Origin of the sequence: Citrobacter sp. Marseille-Q6884, from assembly GCF_945906775.1 — a bacterium.
In the GTDB taxonomy this organism is placed as follows: Bacteria; Pseudomonadota; Gammaproteobacteria; order Enterobacterales; family Enterobacteriaceae; genus Citrobacter.
Map to the genome: position 1 here is coordinate 3,070,032 of NZ_CAMDRE010000001.1, position 18,029 is coordinate 3,088,060.

At 51.1% G+C, this 18,029-nt stretch carries 17 protein-coding genes, 1 pseudogene and 1 other annotated feature; of the genes and pseudogenes, 7 read left to right on the plus strand and 11 right to left on the minus strand.

Translation table 11 applies throughout. The features are described from left to right. Positions 1–145 precede the first annotated feature (145 nt). Positions 146–1,552 (plus strand): NADP-dependent phosphogluconate dehydrogenase, encoded by a 1,407-nt coding sequence (gene gndA, locus N7268_RS14515; protein WP_260863434.1) that lies wholly within the window; start codon positions 146–148, stop codon positions 1,550–1,552. 198 nt (positions 1,553–1,750) lie between these two features. Next, positions 1,751–2,917 carry a UDP-glucose 6-dehydrogenase gene (gene ugd / locus N7268_RS14520; RefSeq protein ID WP_260863435.1) on the plus strand — a complete coding sequence of 389 codons (1,167 nt, stop codon included), beginning with the start codon at positions 1,751–1,753 and terminating at the stop codon, positions 2,915–2,917. 57 nt (positions 2,918–2,974) lie between these two features. On the opposite strand, the gene N7268_RS14525 is transcribed toward ugd, so the two are convergent. Next, positions 2,975–3,979, minus strand: coding sequence for an NAD-dependent epimerase (locus N7268_RS14525; RefSeq protein ID WP_260863436.1), 1,005 nt, complete (start codon positions 3,977–3,979; stop codon positions 2,975–2,977). Between the two features lie 352 nt (positions 3,980–4,331). Here N7268_RS14525 and wzzB point away from each other — a divergent pair, with 352 nt between their 5' ends. Continuing rightward, entirely contained in the window at positions 4,332–5,315 is a 984-nt protein-coding gene (wzzB, locus tag N7268_RS14530; RefSeq protein ID WP_260863437.1) for an LPS O-antigen chain length determinant protein WzzB, read from the plus strand. A 64-nt stretch (positions 5,316–5,379) separates the two neighbouring features. On the opposite strand, the gene hisIE is transcribed toward wzzB, so the two are convergent. The 9 genes from hisIE to hisL all read right to left on the minus strand — a co-directional run bounded on the left by hisIE (position 5,380) and on the right by hisL (position 12,612). Then, complete coding sequence (hisIE, locus tag N7268_RS14535) at positions 5,380–5,991, minus strand: bifunctional phosphoribosyl-AMP cyclohydrolase/phosphoribosyl-ATP diphosphatase HisIE (RefSeq protein ID WP_260863438.1); 612 nt, start codon at positions 5,989–5,991, stop codon at positions 5,380–5,382. Then, positions 5,985–6,761: an imidazole glycerol phosphate synthase subunit HisF gene (gene hisF, locus N7268_RS14540; protein WP_260863439.1), complete on the minus strand. Its 777-nt coding sequence runs from the start codon at positions 6,759–6,761 to the stop codon at positions 5,985–5,987. The genes hisIE and hisF overlap by 7 nt, the downstream gene beginning before the upstream one ends. Continuing rightward, on the minus strand, positions 6,743–7,480 hold the full coding sequence (hisA, locus tag N7268_RS14545) for a 1-(5-phosphoribosyl)-5-[(5-phosphoribosylamino)methylideneamino]imidazole-4-carboxamide isomerase (protein WP_260863440.1): 738 nt from the start codon (positions 7,478–7,480) through the stop codon (positions 6,743–6,745). Before hisA ends, hisF begins: the two co-directional genes overlap by 19 nt. After that, positions 7,480–8,070 (minus strand): imidazole glycerol phosphate synthase subunit HisH, encoded by a 591-nt coding sequence (gene hisH / locus N7268_RS14550; RefSeq protein WP_198904552.1) that lies wholly within the window; start codon positions 8,068–8,070, stop codon positions 7,480–7,482. Before hisH ends, hisA begins: the two co-directional genes overlap by 1 nt. Beyond that, positions 8,070–9,137 carry a bifunctional histidinol-phosphatase/imidazoleglycerol-phosphate dehydratase HisB gene (gene hisB, locus N7268_RS14555; protein ID WP_260863441.1) on the minus strand — a complete coding sequence of 356 codons (1,068 nt, stop codon included), beginning with the start codon at positions 9,135–9,137 and terminating at the stop codon, positions 8,070–8,072. The genes hisH and hisB overlap by 1 nt, the downstream gene beginning before the upstream one ends. Then, positions 9,134–10,213 (minus strand): histidinol-phosphate transaminase, encoded by a 1,080-nt coding sequence (hisC, locus tag N7268_RS14560; RefSeq protein WP_260863442.1) that lies wholly within the window; start codon positions 10,211–10,213, stop codon positions 9,134–9,136. Before hisC ends, hisB begins: the two co-directional genes overlap by 4 nt. Continuing rightward, positions 10,210–11,514, minus strand: a complete 1,305-nt coding sequence (hisD, locus tag N7268_RS14565; RefSeq protein ID WP_260863443.1) for a histidinol dehydrogenase — start codon at positions 11,512–11,514, stop codon at positions 10,210–10,212. The genes hisC and hisD overlap by 4 nt, the downstream gene beginning before the upstream one ends. A gap of 5 nt (positions 11,515–11,519) precedes the next feature. After that, a complete protein-coding gene (gene hisG, locus N7268_RS14570; RefSeq protein WP_198904548.1) occupies positions 11,520–12,419 on the minus strand; it encodes an ATP phosphoribosyltransferase in 900 nt (299 codons plus the stop codon). A gap of 47 nt (positions 12,420–12,466) precedes the next feature. Beyond that, positions 12,467–12,589 (minus strand) — a sequence feature (His leader region). After that, positions 12,565–12,612, minus strand: coding sequence for a his operon leader peptide (gene hisL, locus N7268_RS14575; protein ID WP_101741515.1), 48 nt, complete (start codon positions 12,610–12,612; stop codon positions 12,565–12,567). (Overlaps the previous feature by 25 nt.) A gap of 173 nt (positions 12,613–12,785) precedes the next feature. Here hisL and N7268_RS14580 point away from each other — a divergent pair, with 173 nt between their 5' ends. The 4 genes and pseudogenes from N7268_RS14580 (at position 12,786) to plaP (ending at position 16,203) form a co-directional block, all read left to right on the plus strand. After that, the gene (locus tag N7268_RS14580; protein ID WP_198904547.1) at positions 12,786–13,604 is read left to right on the plus strand and encodes an SDR family oxidoreductase; all 819 of its coding nucleotides are present in this window, start codon (positions 12,786–12,788) and stop codon (positions 13,602–13,604) included. A gap of 41 nt (positions 13,605–13,645) precedes the next feature. Next, a pseudogene (locus N7268_RS14585) lies at positions 13,646–14,630 on the plus strand (LysR family transcriptional regulator). 162 nt (positions 14,631–14,792) lie between these two features. Further along, the gene (gene yoeI, locus N7268_RS14590; RefSeq protein ID WP_101706264.1) at positions 14,793–14,855 is read left to right on the plus strand and encodes a membrane protein YoeI; all 63 of its coding nucleotides are present in this window, start codon (positions 14,793–14,795) and stop codon (positions 14,853–14,855) included. Further along, positions 14,845–16,203, plus strand: coding sequence for a putrescine/proton symporter PlaP (gene plaP / locus N7268_RS14595; RefSeq protein ID WP_260863444.1), 1,359 nt, complete (start codon positions 14,845–14,847; stop codon positions 16,201–16,203). The genes yoeI and plaP overlap by 11 nt, the downstream gene beginning before the upstream one ends. A gap of 78 nt (positions 16,204–16,281) precedes the next feature. Here the strand turns inward: plaP and sbcB are convergent, their stop codons facing one another. Further along, entirely contained in the window at positions 16,282–17,706 is a 1,425-nt protein-coding gene (sbcB, locus tag N7268_RS14600; RefSeq protein ID WP_260863445.1) for an exodeoxyribonuclease I, read from the minus strand. Between the last annotated feature and the right edge of the window lie 323 nt (positions 17,707–18,029).

An 18,029-nucleotide genomic window follows, 5' to 3' on the forward strand; every position in this document is an offset into this window, starting at 1 on the left:
ATTCTCCTTGATTTATAATTTATTGCTTATTTCTTTTTTATAAAAGCATCTTCCGCTATCCATATCAAGTATTACTGAGTTACCATCTAATCACATTCAAGCCGCGCATCCGTCGCGCGGTGACCACACCTGACAGGAGTATATAATGTCCAAGCAACAGATCGGCGTCGTCGGTATGGCAGTGATGGGGCGCAACCTGGCGCTCAACATCGAAAGCCGTGGTTATACCGTCTCCGTTTTCAACCGCTCCCGTGAAAAGACCGAAGAAGTGATTGCCGAGAACCCTGGCAAGAAACTGGTGCCTTACTACACGGTAAAAGAGTTTGTTGAATCCCTCGAAACGCCTCGTCGTATCCTGTTAATGGTGAAAGCAGGAGCGGGCACTGATGCTGCTATTGACTCCCTGAAGCCGTATCTGGATAAAGGCGACATCATTATTGATGGCGGTAACACTTTCTTCCAGGACACTATTCGTCGTAACCGTGAACTGTCTGCAGAAGGCTTTAACTTTATCGGTACCGGCGTGTCCGGTGGTGAAGAGGGCGCGCTGAAAGGGCCATCTATCATGCCTGGCGGACAGAAAGAAGCGTACGAACTGGTTGCGCCGATTCTGACCAAGATTGCAGCCGTTGCCGAAGATGGTGAACCGTGTGTCACCTACATTGGCGCTGACGGTGCTGGCCACTACGTGAAAATGGTTCACAACGGTATCGAATACGGCGATATGCAGTTGATTGCTGAAGCCTACTCTTTGCTGAAAGGCGGCCTGAACCTGTCTAACGAAGAGCTGGCGACTACGTTTACCAAATGGAACGAAGGCGAACTGAGTAGCTACCTGATTGACATCACCAAGGACATCTTCACCAAAAAAGATGAAGAAGGCAAATACCTGGTTGATGTGATTCTGGATGAAGCAGCGAACAAAGGCACCGGTAAGTGGACCAGCCAGAGCTCTCTGGATCTGGGCGAACCGTTGTCTCTGATCACTGAATCCGTATTCGCTCGCTACATCTCTTCCCTGAAAGACCAGCGCGTTGCGGCATCTAAAGTGCTATCTGGCCCGCAGGCTAAACTGGCTGGCGATAAAGCCGAGTTCGTTGAGAAAGTGCGTCGCGCACTGTACCTGGGTAAAATCGTCTCCTACGCGCAGGGTTTCTCTCAACTGCGTGCCGCGTCTGACGAATACCACTGGGATCTGAACTACGGTGAAATCGCGAAGATTTTCCGTGCGGGCTGCATCATTCGCGCACAATTCCTGCAGAAAATCACCGATGCCTATGCTGAAAACAAGGGTATCGCAAACCTGCTGTTGGCTCCGTACTTCAAAAATATCGCTGATGAATATCAGCAGGCGCTGCGTGATGTAGTGGCTTACGCTGTGCAAAATGGTATTCCGGTACCGACATTCTCTGCCGCTGTTGCGTACTACGACAGCTACCGCTCTGCGGTACTGCCAGCGAACCTGATTCAGGCACAACGTGACTACTTTGGTGCGCACACGTATAAACGCACTGATAAAGAAGGTGTGTTCCACACCGAATGGCTGGATTAATCTGATTTAGCTTAGTAGTAAACTCAGGCCCGGAGCGCTCCTCCGGGCTTTTTTATTGTCTAAAAATGGTATTCAGCCAGGTCTGATAGCCGATATCAGCGCAAATCACGATATACTCACGTTATGCTGACCCGATACGCCACGCAGGCTGGCGACGTGTTCACCCTCAATGTTTAACCGGAAGAAGTTACAGCGCGAATGAAGATAACTATCTCAGGAACAGGTTACGTAGGGCTTTCGAACGGTATTCTGATTGCCCAGCACCACGAAGTGGTTGCTCTGGATATCGTTCAGGCGAAAGTCGACATGTTGAATCAGAAAAAATCGCCGATAGTAGATAAAGAGATCGAAGAGTATCTGGCGACGAAGCCGCTGAATTTTCGTGCAACGACTGATAAGCATGATGCTTATCGCGATGCTGATTACGTTATTATCTCGACACCAACTGATTACGATCCGAAGACCAACTACTTCAATACCTCAAGCGTAGAGTCGGTGATCCGTGATGTGATTGACATTAATCCACGTGTGGTGATGGTGATTAAATCCACCATTCCGGTCGGTTTTACGCATTCAATTAAAGAGAAGTTTGGCATCGATAATATTTTCTTCTCGCCGGAGTTCCTGCGTGAAGGGCGTGCATTGTACGACAACCTGCATCCGTCGCGTATTGTTATCGGTGAACGTTCTGAACGCGCAGAACGTTTTGCTGCGCTGTTGCAGGAGGGGGCGGTGAAGAAAGAAATTCCAACGCTGTTTACCGACTCGACGGAAGCTGAAGCCATCAAATTATTCGCCAATACCTACCTGGCGTTGCGTGTGGCTTATTTTAACGAGCTGGACAGCTATGCAGAAAGCCTGGGCTTGAACTCCCGTCAGATAATTGAAGGGGTTTGCCTGGACCCGCGTATTGGCAATCACTATAACAACCCGTCATTTGGCTACGGCGGCTACTGTTTGCCGAAAGACACCAAGCAACTCCTGGCGAACTATGCCTCGGTTCCTAATAACATTATTGGCGCGATTGTTGATGCCAACCGCACGCGCAAAGATTTTATTGCCGACTCGATCCTTGCACGAAAACCTAAAGTTGTTGGCGTATATCGTTTAATCATGAAAAGTGGCTCTGATAATTTCCGGGCATCGTCTATTCAGGGGATCATGAAGCGTATTAAAGCCAAGGGGGTACCGGTGATTATTTATGAACCGGTTATGGAGGAAGATGAATTTTTTCATTCCCGGGTCGTTCGCGATTTGAACACGTTTAAAAATGAAGCAGATATTATTATTTCGAACCGTATGACACCGGAACTGAGTGATGTTGCCGATAAGGTGTATACACGAGATCTGTTTGGTAGTGATTAAACAGCGTTGCAGGAAAAAGGCCTTGTATAAGGCCTTTTTGTATTAAACAGCTTTTAACTATACGTTATAGAAATCACGATACCAGTCAACGAAGTTTTTCACGCCATCTTTAACCGTTGTTTCGGGTTTGAAACCGATAACGTCATAGAGTGCCCTGGTCTCTGCGCTGGTTTCCAGCACATCGCCGGGTTGCAGGGGGAGCATATTTTTAGCGGCTTCGATACCCAGAGCATCTTCCAGCGCCTTAATGTAATCCATTAATTCTACCGGGGCACTGTTACCGATATTATAGACCCGATACGGCGCAACACTTGTTGCTGGCGTTCCGGTCTCAACGGTCCATTGTGCATCAACCTGCGGGATGATGTCCTGCAGTCGAACGATCGCCTCGGCGATGTCATCAATATAGGTAAAGTCGCGCTTCATCTTACCGAAGTTGTAGACGTCGATACTTTTTCCTTCAAGCATCGCTTTAGTGAATTTAAACAGCGCCATATCCGGGCGACCCCACGGGCCGTACACGGTGAAGAAACGTAATCCGGTTGTCGGCAGTCCGTACAGGTGCGAATACGTATGGGCCATCAGTTCATTGGCTTTTTTGGTGGCTGCGTATAAGGATACCGGGTGATCGACGGAGTCATCCGTTGAAAATGGCATTTTGCGATTCAGGCCGTACACGGAACTGGAGGAGGCATAGAGCAGGTGTTGGACGTGATTATGCCGACACCCTTCCAGCACATTCAGGAAGCCAGTCAGATTAGAATCCGCGTATGCATGAGGATTTTCGAGCGAGTAACGTACACCAGCCTGAGCGGCGAGATGTATCACGCGATCGAACTGCTCGGTTGCGAAGAGCGCAGCCATGCTGTCCCGGTTTGCTAAATCAACTTTATGAAAATGAAAACCGGGCTGCACCAATAAATCCAGACGAGCCTGTTTAAGACTCACATCGTAGTAATCATTAAGGTTATCGATACCGACGACCTGATGACCCGCCTTCAGGAGGCGTTCACTCACGTGGAAGCCGATAAAACCAGCAGCGCCCGTAACCAGGTATTTCATTTCACATTCCTCTGTCAGGCCAAATTATAACCAGGTGCCAGCAAGCACCGCAAAAAATAGAATCATACCGCTAGATGGTAAAAAAGATAATGGCTATCTGCTACGAGCTGGGTGAATTTCAGGCGAATAGAGGCAAACATTCACATGCTGAATTGATTAATCGAATTATTTTTTAGCAAAGAGTAACGACGTATTGACACTGAGATTTTTCTGCGTTTCTTATTACGTTAAGGTTAAAATACCAATTAAAATCTTTAAAACAATCTGCAATTTTTATCAATAATCCTATGGCATTACCTGCATTTATGACTAAACTATTTCCAGTTTCAGTCTTTCCTCATTTAGGGTATTTATGTCTGTAAGTGATAACAACATATCCGGGCGTAGTAACGATCCGGAGCAGATTGATTTGATCGATTTAGTCGTCCAATTGTGGCGCGGTAAAGTGACAATAATTGTCTGTGTGGTCGTTGCGATTGTGCTGGCGGTAGGCTATCTGGCGGTGGCGAAAGAGAAATGGACCTCTACCGCGATTATCACTCAACCGGATGTGGCGCAGATTGCGACGTACAATAACGCGTTAAACATTGTGTATGGTAGCAGTGCACCAAAGGTAAGTGATCTGCAGACGAATGTGATTGGTCGTTTCAGCACCTCTTTATCTGCGTTAGCTGAAGCGCTCGATAATCAGGAAGAACCTGAAAAGCTGACTATTGAGCAGTCTGTAAAAGGCCAGCCATTGCCACTGGCTGTTTCTTATGTCAGCAATTCAGCGGAAGGGGCTCAGCGCCAGCTTGCTGAATACATTCAACAAACTGATGAAAAAGTCGCCAAAGAGCTGAAACTTGATTTGACTGATAACATCAAGTTGCAAAAGACGACGCTTGAAGATTCTCTGAAAACCCAGGAAGTAGTGGCGCAGGAGCAAAAAGAGTTACGCATCAAGCAAATCCAGGAAGCGTTACGTTATGCCGAACAGGCTAATGTGACGAAACCGCAGCTTCAGCAAACTCAGGATGTGACGCAGGACAGTATGTTCCTTCTGGGGAGCGATGCTCTGAAATCCATGATTGCGCACGAGGCGACACGTCCTTTGATATTGTCTGATAACTACTTCCAGACCAAACAAAAGCTGCTGGATATTGAAAATCTGAAGCTTGAAGGGACAGAGATGCATGCCTATCGCTACGTGATGAAACCGACCCTGCCGATTCGTCGCGACAGTCCCAAAAAATCGATAACTTTGGTGTTGGCGGTACTGCTCGGCGGGATGATTGGTGCGGGTGTAGTTCTGGGACGAAATGCACTGCGTGGTTACAAAGCGAAAGCAATGTAAGTCTGTATGCTTCTGAACTGAATAACAAAAACCGGGTATCACCCGGTTTTTTTATGCCCGAAGTTTACTGATGGCGCTTGCGCAAATTCTCAATCACGGTGGTCAGGTCGAGTTCCTGATCCTGCAGCAGCACCAGCAGGTGATACATCAGGTCCGAAGCTTCATTGGTCAGTTCGAAACGATCCTGTACCGTCGCGGCCAGCGCCGTTTCTACGCCTTCTTCCCCGACTTTTTGTGCGATGCGTTTGGTGCCGCTGGCATACAGTTTTGCCGTGTAAGAGCTTGCCGGATCGGCCGTTTTACGCTCAGCAAGCAGTTGCTCAAGCTGATACAGAAACAGCCACTGGTGGCTGGCTTCACCAAAACAGCTGCTGGTGCCTTTATGGCAGGTGGGGCCAATCGGGTTAACCAGCGCTAACAGAGTGTCGTTATCGCAATCTGGCGTAATGCTGACAACGTTAAGAAAGTGGCCGGAGGTTTCCCCTTTGGTCCACAGCCGCTGTTTAGTACGCGAGTAAAACGTGACTTTCCCGCTTTCGATCGTTTGATCCAACGCCTGCGGGTTCATATAGCCGAGCATCAATACTTCACCGGATACCGCATGCTGTACTACAACCGGCATCAGACCGTCGGTTTTCTCCCAGTCCAGTTCGCGGCATTGTTGCTTCGTTAACATATCCTGATCTCCACGCCCTGCGTTGCCAGGAACGTTTTTAATTCACCAATATTAATAATTTGCTTGTGGAAGACGGAGGCGGCGAGCGCGCCGTCAACGTCTGCGTCACGGAAGGCTTCGAGGAAATGTTCCATCGTGCCTGCGCCACCAGAGGCAATTAGCGGTACGTGGCAAACCTCACGTACTTTTTTCAGTTGCTCCAGATCGTAGCCGTTACGTACACCATCCTGATTCATCATGTTCAGGACAATTTCGCCCGCGCCACGTTTTTGGACCTCCTGCACCCAGTCCAGCGTTTCCCACTGGGTGACGCGGGTACGGTTTTCATCACCCGTATATTGATTGACGTGATATTTACCGGTTTCTGCGTCATACCAGGTATCAATGCCCACCACGATGCACTGTACGCCAAAGCGGTCCGCCAAACGGGTGATAAGCTCCGGTTCGGCCAGCGCCGGGGAGTTGATGGATATTTTATCTGCACCGAAGGAGAGGATCCGCGCCGCATCGTCGATGGACTTAATCCCGCCGGCTACGCAGAACGGAATATCGATCACTTCTGCCACGCGGGATACCCAACTCTTATCCACCACGCGACCATCGCTGGAGGCGGTGATATCGTAAAACACCAGTTCATCAGCGCCTTCATCGGCATAGCGCTTCGCCAGTGGGACGATGTCGCCAATGATTTCATGATTGCGAAACTGGACGCCTTTCACCACCTGACCATCACGAACATCCAGACAAGGAATTATGCGTTTTGCCAGCATTGGATGGCCTCCTCAACGGTAAATTTACCTTCCAGCAGCGCTCGTCCCACGATCACGCCACGAACGCCGGTATCACGCAACGCTGCAACATCGTCGATATCTCCAATTCCGCCGGATGACTGAAAGGCCACCTGCGGATATCGGGCGCACACTTCGTTATAAAGCGACACGTTGGAGCCCGCCAGCGTACCGTCGCGAGAAATATCGGTGCACAGCACATGTTTCAGGCCGACCGGTAAATAGGTCTCCACCAGCGCTTCCAGCGAAACGCCGGAGTCTTCCTGCCAGCCGCTAACCGCTACCTGTTTGTTCCCGCGCTCGTCAATACGAACGTCCAGCGCCAGCACCAGCGCGTCGGCGCCAAACCGGGCGAACCAGCCTTTAACGACCTCCGGTGACTTCACCGCAGTGGAGCCGACAACCACACGCGCAACGCCGGCATCGAGCAGAGCGGCAACGTCTTCTTCTGTGCGCACACCGCCACCAACCTGTACCGGAACGTCTACACTTGCGACCAGTGTTTTAATCAGGGCTATTTGGCGCTTGAGGGGATCTTTGGCTCCGGTGAGATCCACCAGATGCAGTACCTGCGCACCCTGTGCGGCGTAGTCCTGCAAACGAGGTAAGGGGTTGTTGCCGTAATCGCGCTGTTTTGCATAATCGCCCTGATGGAGGCGTACCACCGTGCCGTCGATTAAATCTAATGCCGGAATAATCATCACATCTCCAGAAAGTTTTTCAGCAACTGCGCCCCGGCGGCACCCGAGCGCTCAGGGTGGAATTGCACGCCGAAGAAATTGTCTTTTTGTACCGCTGCGGTGAACGGTTCGCCGTAGTTACACTGAGCGATGGTCCAGGGATTCACCGGCATGGCATAGCTGTGTACAAAGTAAAAATACGCACCGTCCTCAATGCCCTGGAACAGGCGATTACCGGCCTGTGGGTAAACGCGATTCCAGCCCATGTGCGGCAAAGGGAGGCCAAAATCGGTCATTTTGGGCACATCCTGATCAATAATACCCAGCAGATCCACACCATGACTCTCTTCGCTACGACGACCCAGCAGCTGCATACCCAAACAAATCCCCAGTACAGGCTGAGTACAGGCTTTGATGAGTTCAATGAGCTCACGTGCCTGCAACTGATCCATTGCTGATTGTGCAGTGCCCACACCGGGCAGGAAAAGTTTATCGGCGCGCAGGACAACATCGGCGTCACGGCTGACGATCGGGTCATATCCATGACGCGCCACGGCGGATTTCACCGAGTTCAGGTTGGCGCAGCCCGTGTCGAGGATCACCACGTTCATCACAGCACCCCTTTTGAGGAAGGAAGCGTGTCGCCTTCTACGCGAATCGCCTGGCGCAGCGTGCGGCCAAATGCTTTGAATAAACTTTCTACACGGTGGTGATCATTTTTGCCTTTCGTCTTCAGGTGCAGCGTCGCGCCCATGGTGTAGGAGAGCGAACGGAAGAAATGCTCGACCATCTCGGTACTTAAATCGCCAACGCGCTGATAGGCAAATTCAGCCCGGTATTCCAGGTGAGGACGCCCGGAGATATCCAGTGCGCAACGTGCCAGGCATTCGTCCATCGGCAGTACAAAACCAAAACGATTGATGCCGCGTTTATCGCCCAGAGCCAGCTTTAAGGCTTCTCCCAGCGCCAGACCGGTATCTTCCACCGTGTGGTGATCGTCAATATACAGATCGCCTTTCACGGCAATTTCCATGCAAAAACCGCCGTGGGTCGAGATTTGATCCAGCATGTGGTCGAAGAAACCTACGCCGGTATTAATTTTGCTCCGACCTTCGCGATCCAGCCAGACTTTGACATCAATCTGGGTTTCTTTCGTGTTACGTTCAACGTGGGCAAAGCGGTCGCGTTTGGTCAGCTGCTCGCTAATCATTGACCAGTTCAGGGTATCACGGTGATAGCGTAATCCGGTGATACCCATGTTTTCAGCCAGTTGAATATCAGTGGCGCGGTCGCCAATGACGTAGCTGTTTGCAGCATCCAGAGCCTGCTCAACGAGATACTGTTCCACCAGTTTGACTTTTGGCTTCCGGCAATCGCACTCATCCGCCGGCAGGTGTGGGCAGATCAGTACCTCATCAAACACAATGCCCTGCGAGGTGAAAATCTGCATCATCAGGTTATGTGGGCCATCGAAGTCAACCTGCGGGAAGCTCGATGTTCCCAGTCCATCCTGGTTGGTGATCATGACCAGTTTAAAACCGGCTTTTTGCAGTTTCAGCAGCGCAGGAATCACCTCCGGCTCAAAAGCCAGTTTGTCAAAGCGATCAACCTGAAAATCAGTTGGCGGTTCGGAAATCAGGGTTCCATCACGGTCAATAAAAAGATACTTCTGGCTCATACTTGCTCCGCACGTAAAGCGTCAATGACGCGCTGGCTCTCTTCGCGGGTTCCAACTGTAATACGCAGGCAGCCGCTTAACGAAGGTTGTTTGTTCTGATCTCGTAAGATAATGCCTTGATCCCACAAAGATTTAAACACCGAACTGGTGGCTTTAAAGCGTGCCAGAACATAGTTGGTTTGCGAGTCGAAAACCTGTTCCACGCAGGGGATTGTTTTCAGGTTATCGACCAGAAACTGACGCTCCTCCAGGATCTGCGCTACGCGTTCACGCATGGCCGTGATGCCTTGCGGCGTCAGCGCCTGGGCGGCGATATCCGCCACTGGCGTAGAAAGCGGATAGGGGGCAATCACTTTCAGCAGCAGATTGATAATTTCTTCATTAGCCAGCGTAAAACCACAGCGCAAACCGGCCAGGGCAAAGGCTTTCGAGAGCGTACGCAGGATCACCAGATTCGGATATTCGCAAAGCCAGCCAGCCAGTGTCGCCTGCGGACAAAACTCAATATAGGCCTCATCGGCAACCACAATGGCTTTACCTTGTGTCATGTCGATCAATGCGCGCAGATCTTGTGGGTTAATCAGCTGGCCGGTTGGGTTATTGGGGCTGCAAACGTAGACCACTTTCACACCATCAAGCTTGTCGGCGATGCCTGGCAAATCCAGTTGCCAGTTATCAAGGGTCGGGACGGTACGACATTCAACGCCAATTGTTTCGGCGCTGACGCTGTACATGCCGTAAGTCGGCGGACAGTACAAAATTGCATCTTTACCGGGTTCGCAAAAAGCACGGACCAACAGTTCGATCCCTTCATCGGCACCACGGCTGACCAGAACCTGCTCCGGTCTAACGCCGGCGTACTGCGCGTAGTTTTCGATCACCGCTTTTGGCTGACACTCAGGGTAACGGTTAAGCGTCTGTTGGCTTAACTGAAATTCAACGGCGGTCGGAAACTCGTTAGCGTTCAGCCAGACATCGCCATTGCCGCCCAGACGGCGGGCAGACAGATAGGGCGTCAACTCGCGGACGTTTTTACGGGCTAAGTCGGTGACGCTGAGAATCTTGTCAGTGCTCATGCTTGCTCCTTCAGGGCGTTAACACGCAGGGTGACGGCATTTTTGTGGGCGGTCAGTCGCTCAGCGGCGGCCAGCGTTTCAATGGTTGAGGCCAGGGCAGAGAAACCTTGTGGTGATAACTCCTGCACGGTCATCCGTTTCTGAAAATCAGCAAGTCCGAGACTTGAGCAGGTTGCGGTGTACCCGTAGGTTGGCAGGACGTGGTTAGTCCCTGAGGCATAATCACCGGCGGATTCCGGCGACCAGTCACCGAGAAATACGGAGCCAGCGCTGGTAATCTCATCAACCCGTTCACGCGCATCGCGGGTCTGAATGATGAGGTGTTCAGGACCGTATTGATTAGAGATAGCGATGCACTGATCTAAATCGTTAGCCACAATCAGACGGCTCGCGCTGAGCGCCTGACGCGCGGTTTCCGCTCGCGGCAATTCAGCAAGCTGACGTTCTACGGCCTCTGCGACACGGCGGGCGATATCGGCGTCGGGGGTGAGCAGAATCACCTGTGAATCGGGTCCGTGTTCAGCCTGAGAGAGTAAGTCAGACGCGACGAAATCGGGCGTTGCACCGCTGTCGGCAATTACCAGAACTTCTGAAGGACCTGCAGGCATGTCAATGGCTGCACCGTCCAGACGCTGGCTGACCTGGCGTTTTGCTTCGGTCACATACGCATTGCCGGGTCCAAAAATTTTATCCACTTTCGGTACGGTTTCGCTCCCAAATGCCAGTGCAGCAATGGCCTGAGCGCCGCCGACATTAAAGACATCCTGGACACCACATAACTGCGCCGCATAAAGAATTTCGTCGGCGATAGGGGGCGGCGAACACAGCACTACTTTACGGCAACCCGCGATACGGGCTGGCGTGGCGAGCATTAATACCGTAGAGAAGAGCGGTGCCGACCCCCCGGGAATATACAGACCCACAGAATCTACCGGACGGGTAACCTGCTGGCAGCGCACACCGGGCTGCGTTTCGATATCGACCACGGGCAGTTTTTGCGCATTATGGAACGTTTCAATGTTGCTAACGGCCACTGCCATGGCTTGTTTGAGGTCATCACTCAGGCGAGTGCCAGCGGCCGCCATGTCTTCAGTACTGACTTTTAGCGCCGTCACGTTGGTTTTATCGAACTTCGCGCTGTATTCACGCAGTGCATCATCACCACGGGACTTCACGTTATCCAGTATTTCACTCACCGTGCGGGTGATGCTATCCGACGCGGAAATCGCCGGGCGCATCAGTAATTCGCGCTGCTGCTCCGGGCTACAGCTGTTCCAGTCAATGATTGTGCTAAAGCTCATGGCTGTCACTCCATCATCTTTTCAATCGGTAGCACCAGAATCGAGCTGGCGCCGAGCGCTTTCAGTTTTTCCATGGTTTCCCAGAACAGGGTTTCACTGCTCACCATGTGCATTGCAACACGTTGCTGATCGCCAGCCAGCGGCAGAATGGTTGGGCGCTCAGCGCCAGGCAACAGGGCGATAACTTCGTCCAGTCGTTCACTCGGGGCATGCATCATGATGTACTTGGATTCACGTGCCTGAATGACCCCCTGAATACGGGTCAGCAATTTATCAATCAGCAGTTGCTTGGCTTCAGCCATCTCACCGTCGCGTTGAATCAGGCAGGCTTTGGAACGATAAATCACTTCCACTTCACGCAGGCCATTTGCCTCCAGCGTGGCACCCGTTGAGACCAGATCGCAAATCGCATCGGCCAGGCCAGCGCGTGGGGCGACTTCGACAGAGCCGTTTAGCAGACAGGATTTAAATGAGACACCTTTTTGGTCGAGATAGCGCTTGAGCAGGTGTGGGTAAGAGGTGGCGATACGCTTACCGTTCAGTGCTGACGGACCCTCCCAGGCTTCATCAACCGGCGTCGCCAGCGAGAGGCGACAACCGCCGAAGTCCAGGCGACGCAGCGTAAAGTAGCGCGGGTCTTCACCCTGCGCCCGGCGGTTCAGCAACTCTTCTTCCAGAACGTTTTCACCGATGATGCCGAGATCAACGACGCCGTCCATCACCAGACCCGGAATATCGTCATCACGCACGCGGAGAATATCAATAGGCATATTCTCGGCCATGGCAATCAGGCGCTGGGTGTGAAGATTAATTTTAATGCCACAGCGAGCCAGTAATTCGCGTGAATCATCGCTTAAACGGCCTGATTTCTGCATAGCTATGCGTAAACGGGTATTGTCTAACATTCTTTGTTCCTCGTTATCCTGTCTGATTCAATCTGAGTCGCGCACCAAAAAAAAAGCCCCCGGAAGATTTCTTCCGGGGGCTTTCTCATACGCTCATGCACCACTGGAAGATTGAAATGTCTCCCAGCACACATCGCCTGAAAGACTAGTCAGGATGATGGTGGTGATGGTGATTAAATTGAGCGCGTGTCATAAATTTCTCGATGAATGGTTATTCATTTGATGTCTTTTAACCTAAACCACTTTAGTAACAGAAAGCAAGGGCTTTTTTTGATCATTAATTCATTTCATATTGATACTATAAATTGTCAGTCACCGTAGGCTGGCGTAGCCTTGCGTTATAGGCCAACAGTCAGGAGAGAAGGCATGAAAAAGGTCGCAATTGTCGGGTTAGGTTGGTTAGGCATGCCGTTAGCGATGTCGCTGGCGGCCAGAGGCTGGCAAGTCACCGGCAGCAAAACCACATTGGATGGGGTGGAAGCGGCCCGAATGAGCGGTATCGAGAGCTACTCGTTACGCCTGGAGCCTGAACTGGTCTGTGAGTCAGACGATCTCGATGCGTTAATGGATGCCGATGCGCTGGTGATCACGCTCCCTGCGCGTCGCAGCGGTCCGGGAGAGGGATTTTATCTGCAGGCAATGCAGGAACTGGTCGATAGTGCGCTGGCGTATCGTATTCCGCGGATTATTTTTACCAGTTCGACGTCGGTCTATGGCGATGTACAGGGCACAGTGAAAGAGAACTCGCCGCGTAATCCGAACACGGAAAGTGGTCGCGTCCTGAAAGAGCTTGAGGACTGGCTACATAATTTGCCGGGAACGTCGGTCGATATTTTGCGCCTGGCGGGGCTGGTCGGGCCGGGAAGACATCCTGGTCGTTTTTTCGCGGGTAAGACGGCACCGGATGGGCAGCAGGGCGTCAATCTGGTGCATCTGGATGATGTTGTCTCTGCGATTGCCTTGCTGCTACAGGCACCTAAGGGGGGACACATCTATAATATATGTGCGCCCATGCATCCGGCGCGCAATGTGTTCTATCCTCAGATGGCGCGCTTGTTGGGTATGGAGCCCCCGACGTTCCGGGAGGGCGTGAATAAAGGGAAAGTCATCGATGGTAACCGAATCTGCAATGAGCTTGGGTTTGAGTACCAATATCCTGACCCACTGGTGATGCCGATGGAGTGACACACCAGCAGAGTGCCGCTGTATACCGCCAGGGGGCGAGTATGAAACCACTGCTGGATGTTCTGATCATCCTCGATGCATTAGAGAAAGAGGGCAGCTTCGCGGCGGCGTCGGCAAAATTATTTAAGACGCCGTCGGCGCTGAGCTATACCGTGCATAAGCTGGAGAGCGATCTTAATATTCAACTTCTGGATCGTAGCGGGCACCGGGCCAAATTTACCCGAACCGGGCAGATGCTGCTGGAAAAGGGACGGGAGGTGCTCCACACCGTCCGCGAACTCGAAAAACAGGCCATTAAACTTCATGAAGGTTGGGAGAATGAGCTGGTGATCGGCGTGGATGATACCTTTCCCTTTTCGCTTCTCGCGCCACTCATCGAATCTTTCTATCAACATCACAGCGTGACGCGCCTGAAATTTATCAACGGCGTACTGGGCAGTTCGTGGGATGCGCTTACGCAAGGGCGGGCTGATATTATTGTCGGCGCGATGCATGAGCCGCCTTCGGCGAGTGACTTTGGTTTTGCCCGTTTAGGCGATCTGGAGCAGGTCTTTGTTGTTGCCCCTCATCATCCACTGGCGCAGGAAGCAGAACCATTAAATCGCCGGACGATAAAACGGTTTCGCGCTATTGTCGTCGGGGATAATGCACATTCTGTAAATTTGTCGGGTTCTCAGTTAGTTGATGATCAAGAAGCCATTACCGTTTTCGATTTTAAAACCAAGCTGGAGTTGCAAATTAGCGGTCTGGGTTGCGGTTATATACCGCGCTATCTGGCGCAGCGATTTTTGGACAGCGGGGCGCTTATTGAGAAGACAGTGGTCGCGCAGATTATCTTTGAACCCGTGTGGATTGGCTGGAATGAACAGACCGCGGGTTTAGCAAGCGCCTGGTGGCGAGATGAAATTTTAGCAAATAGTGCTATCGCGGGGGTGTATGCAAATGCGGTTGCCGATAAATCAGGCAGTTAGTGAAAAATATTCTTTAACAGTTGTTTCATTCTCTTGTTATTTCTTACCGATTTAGTGCAAAATACGCCGCTTGCAAAAGATGACATTAACCGACGTTTTAATACGCGTCGGTTATTTTTTTGCATCAAACCAATCATTCATAAAAGAGGCCGGGCTTCGTACCGGATAGATACTTACTAAAAACCGACAGTTGTTGTCGCTGAGGAATTTAAAAAAAATGGGGCAATTTTTTGCTTACGCGACGGTTTTCACCGTAAAGGGGAATGATCATGTCGCATAACGTTACTCCAAACACCTCTCGCGTGGAATTACGTAAAACACTTACGTTGGTTCCGGTTGTTATGATGGGCCTTGCCTATATGCAGCCGATGACGCTGTTCGATACTTTTGGTATCGTTTCAGGCCTCACAGACGGTCACGTTCCGACGGCATATGCCTTCGCGCTGATCGCAATTCTGTTTACGGCGCTGAGCTACGGGAAGCTGGTACGTCGTTACCCTTCTGCAGGCTCTGCGTACACCTATGCCCAGAAATCCATTAGCCCGACCGTCGGCTTCATGGTGGGTTGGTCTTCTCTGCTCGACTATCTGTTCGCGCCGATGATCAACATTCTGCTGGCAAAAATTTACTTTGAAGCCCTGGTGCCTTCGATTCCGTCATGGGTATTTGTGATTGCACTCGTGGCGTTTATGACGGCATTTAACCTGCGCAGCCTCAAATCCGTCGCTAACTTCAATACCGTTATTGTGGTGTTGCAGGTAGTACTGATTGCGGTCATTTTGGGTATGGTCGTTTACGGTGTGTTCGAAGGTGAAGGTGCCGGTACACTGGCCAGCTCACGTCCGTTCTGGTCTGGCGATGCACATGTTATTCCGATGATCACTGGTGCGACGATTCTGTGCTTCTCCTTTACTGGTTTTGACGGCATCAGCAACCTGTCGGAAGAAACCAAGGATGCAGAGCGCGTGATCCCGCGTGCGATTTTCCTGACCGCGCTGATTGGTGGCCTGATCTTTATTGTCTCCACCTATCTGTTGCAGCTGTACTTCCCGGATATCTCTCGCTTCAAGGATCCGGATGCTTCTCAGCCTGAGATTATGCTGTATGTTGCAGGTAAAGCGTTCCAGGTCGGTGCATTGATCTTCTCCACCATTACCGTACTGGCATCCGGTATGGCGGCGCATGCAGGCGTAGCGCGTCTGATGTACGTGATGGGTCGTGACGGCGTGTTCCCGAAAAGCTTCTTCGGGTATGTTCATCCAACCTGGCGTACCCCAGCGATGAACATTATCCTGGTGGGTGCGATTGCCCTGCTGGCAATCAACTTCGACCTGGTGATGGCAACGGCGCTGATTAACTTTGGTGCGCTGGTGGCGTTTACCTTCGTTAACCTGTCGGTGATCTCCCAGTTCTGGATCCGTGAGAAGCGTAACAAGACACTGAAAGACCACTTCCAGTATCTGTTCCTGCCGATGTGCGGTGCGCTGACCGTAGGTGCGCTGTGGGTCAACCTGGAAGAGAGCTCTATGGTTCTGGGTCTGATCTGGGCAGGTATCGGTCTGATTTATCTGGCGTGCGTGACCAAAAGCTTCCGCAACCCGGTACCACAGTACGAAGATGTTGCGTAATAACTGACTATGCTGCGCCTGCTTGCCAGGCGCATCTTATAAACCGGAGCACTGCTCCGGTTTTTTTACATCTGCGTTTTACACAATCTCTTCAGCGTATTGCCAGAGTGATTTCAGCAACATTAGCTTCTCTTTGTTATCAGCATACTGCTGACTCAGCATTTGCAGTTCATTGGCATAATGTTGCAAAAATTCCGGCGTGAAAACCTGACGACGATGTTCCAGCCAGCGCTGCTGTTCCGCCTCATCCAGGGTACCTGGGAAGTTACGGGCGCGATAGTTAAACAGCAGCTTTTCAATGCGCTTGTCTACGAAGGTAATATCCAGCGCCGGTAAATTGCGTGGGTCGGTTTCCAGAACGATTTTCATGGCGGCGCGGTCGGCATCGCTGAAAAAACCGTTATACAGCTGAGCATCCACGTTGTCGGACGGCGCAAAAGGCTCCGCCTCGGCAAAAATAGCGACCACTTTATCGCGCACTTGCGGGTTTTCACGCAGGACTTTTAGGTTATCCAGACAAAGCTGACGGTTAATGCCGAGTCGATCCGCATCCTCCGGGCGCAGCGTATTGGCTTGCGCCAGAACAGGGCACTTATTGATGTGTACCAGTTTAACCGGCACAGCGGCATTATCCCCCAGGTCAGCTTTCGCAGTGTAAAGCCGCTCACGCAGGGTGTCGCTATCCAGCTCCAGCAGGGGTGAGATATCACCGGCTAAATCGACCATGATAACCGCATTGCGATTCTCAGGGTGCCAGGCCAGCGGCGCGACCCAACTGGTGTTACCGCGCCATGCCCCGAACATGCCGGAGACATGCACCAAAGGCTTCATTTGCGGGACATCGATCAGCGCGGCCAGTTTGTGCTTGTTACGGTGGCTATAGAGATAGTCAAACAAGCGTGGCTGACGAGATTTAACCAACTGCGCCATCGCGATGGTCGCGTACACATCAGCCATCGCATCATGGGCGTTGGCATGTTCGATGCCGTTCGCTTTAGTTAAATGCTCCAGGCGAAAACTGGGTAAACCATCGTCATTTTCCGGCCAGTTAATTCCTTCAGGACGCAGGGCATAGCAGGCACGCATGACATCCAGTAAATCCCAACGAGAATTATCGTTCTGCCAGCTCCAGGCATAGGGATCGTAAAAATTGCGATAAAGGATATTACGCGTCACTTCATCATCGAAACGCACATTGTTGTAACCCAGGATACAGGTTTTCGGTACGGTAAAAAGTGAGTGGATGCGTGCGGCAAAGGCGGCTTCGTTTTCTCCCTTTTCACGCGCTTCCTGGGGTGTAATGCCGGTGATCAGCACGGCTTCAGGTTGTGGCAGATAGTCGTCTGCAGGCTTGCAATAAAAGACTTCGGGTTCACCAATAATGTTGAAATCGCTATCCGTACGGATAGCCGCAAACTGCGCGGGTCTGTCCAGTGCCGGATGGGTACCAAAGGTCTCGTAATCGTGGAAGAGAAAAGTCGGAAGTTGCTTACCGTCAGTCATTGTTTAGTTATGTCCGGGATCAATTTAGCGCTCGTCTAAGAATACCAAAAATGCACGAGGTAATCAGCAAAGCGATTATCCTTCCTGAGGAACGGTCGCATTAAAATTGAGATGAACAAATATTTATTAAAAATGGATTAATTATTTCAGCCCGCCAGAGAAAATAACGGAAATAAATTATGTTGAAGTTCAGGTATTTTTAATGACCTGAGTGAGAACTATTATTGTTATTTTTACGGTTAACTGTTGTGTTCTGGAAGTTTTAAAAGTCTTTTATAAACAATGGGTTTTATTTCTTTGTATTTGCAGTGAAGCATTGTAAT

Excerpts from the sequence above, each read along its gene's own strand:
- gndA (WP_260863434.1), top strand. The coding sequence starts at position 146 with ATGTCCAAGCAACAGATCGGCGTCGTCGGTATGGCAGTGATGGGGCGC.
- ugd (WP_260863435.1), top strand. The coding sequence starts at position 1,751 with ATGAAGATAACTATCTCAGGAACAGGTTACGTAGGGCTTTCGAACGGT.
- N7268_RS14525 (WP_260863436.1), bottom strand. The coding sequence starts at position 3,979 with ATGAAATACCTGGTTACGGGCGCTGCTGGTTTTATCGGCTTCCACGTG.
- wzzB (WP_260863437.1), top strand. The coding sequence starts at position 4,332 with ATGTCTGTAAGTGATAACAACATATCCGGGCGTAGTAACGATCCGGAG.
- hisIE (WP_260863438.1), bottom strand. The coding sequence starts at position 5,991 with ATGTTAACGAAGCAACAATGCCGCGAACTGGACTGGGAGAAAACCGAC.
- hisF (WP_260863439.1), bottom strand. The coding sequence starts at position 6,761 with ATGCTGGCAAAACGCATAATTCCTTGTCTGGATGTTCGTGATGGTCAG.
- hisA (WP_260863440.1), bottom strand. The coding sequence starts at position 7,480 with ATGATTATTCCGGCATTAGATTTAATCGACGGCACGGTGGTACGCCTC.
- hisH (WP_198904552.1), bottom strand. The coding sequence starts at position 8,070 with ATGAACGTGGTGATCCTCGACACGGGCTGCGCCAACCTGAACTCGGTG.
- hisB (WP_260863441.1), bottom strand. The coding sequence starts at position 9,137 with ATGAGCCAGAAGTATCTTTTTATTGACCGTGATGGAACCCTGATTTCC.
- hisC (WP_260863442.1), bottom strand. The coding sequence starts at position 10,213 with ATGAGCACTGACAAGATTCTCAGCGTCACCGACTTAGCCCGTAAAAAC.
- hisD (WP_260863443.1), bottom strand. The coding sequence starts at position 11,514 with ATGAGCTTTAGCACAATCATTGACTGGAACAGCTGTAGCCCGGAGCAG.
- hisG (WP_198904548.1), bottom strand. The coding sequence starts at position 12,419 with ATGTTAGACAATACCCGTTTACGCATAGCTATGCAGAAATCAGGCCGT.
- N7268_RS14580 (WP_198904547.1), top strand. The coding sequence starts at position 12,786 with ATGAAAAAGGTCGCAATTGTCGGGTTAGGTTGGTTAGGCATGCCGTTA.
- plaP (WP_260863444.1), top strand. The coding sequence starts at position 14,845 with ATGTCGCATAACGTTACTCCAAACACCTCTCGCGTGGAATTACGTAAA.
- sbcB (WP_260863445.1), bottom strand. The coding sequence starts at position 17,706 with ATGACTGACGGTAAGCAACTTCCGACTTTTCTCTTCCACGATTACGAG.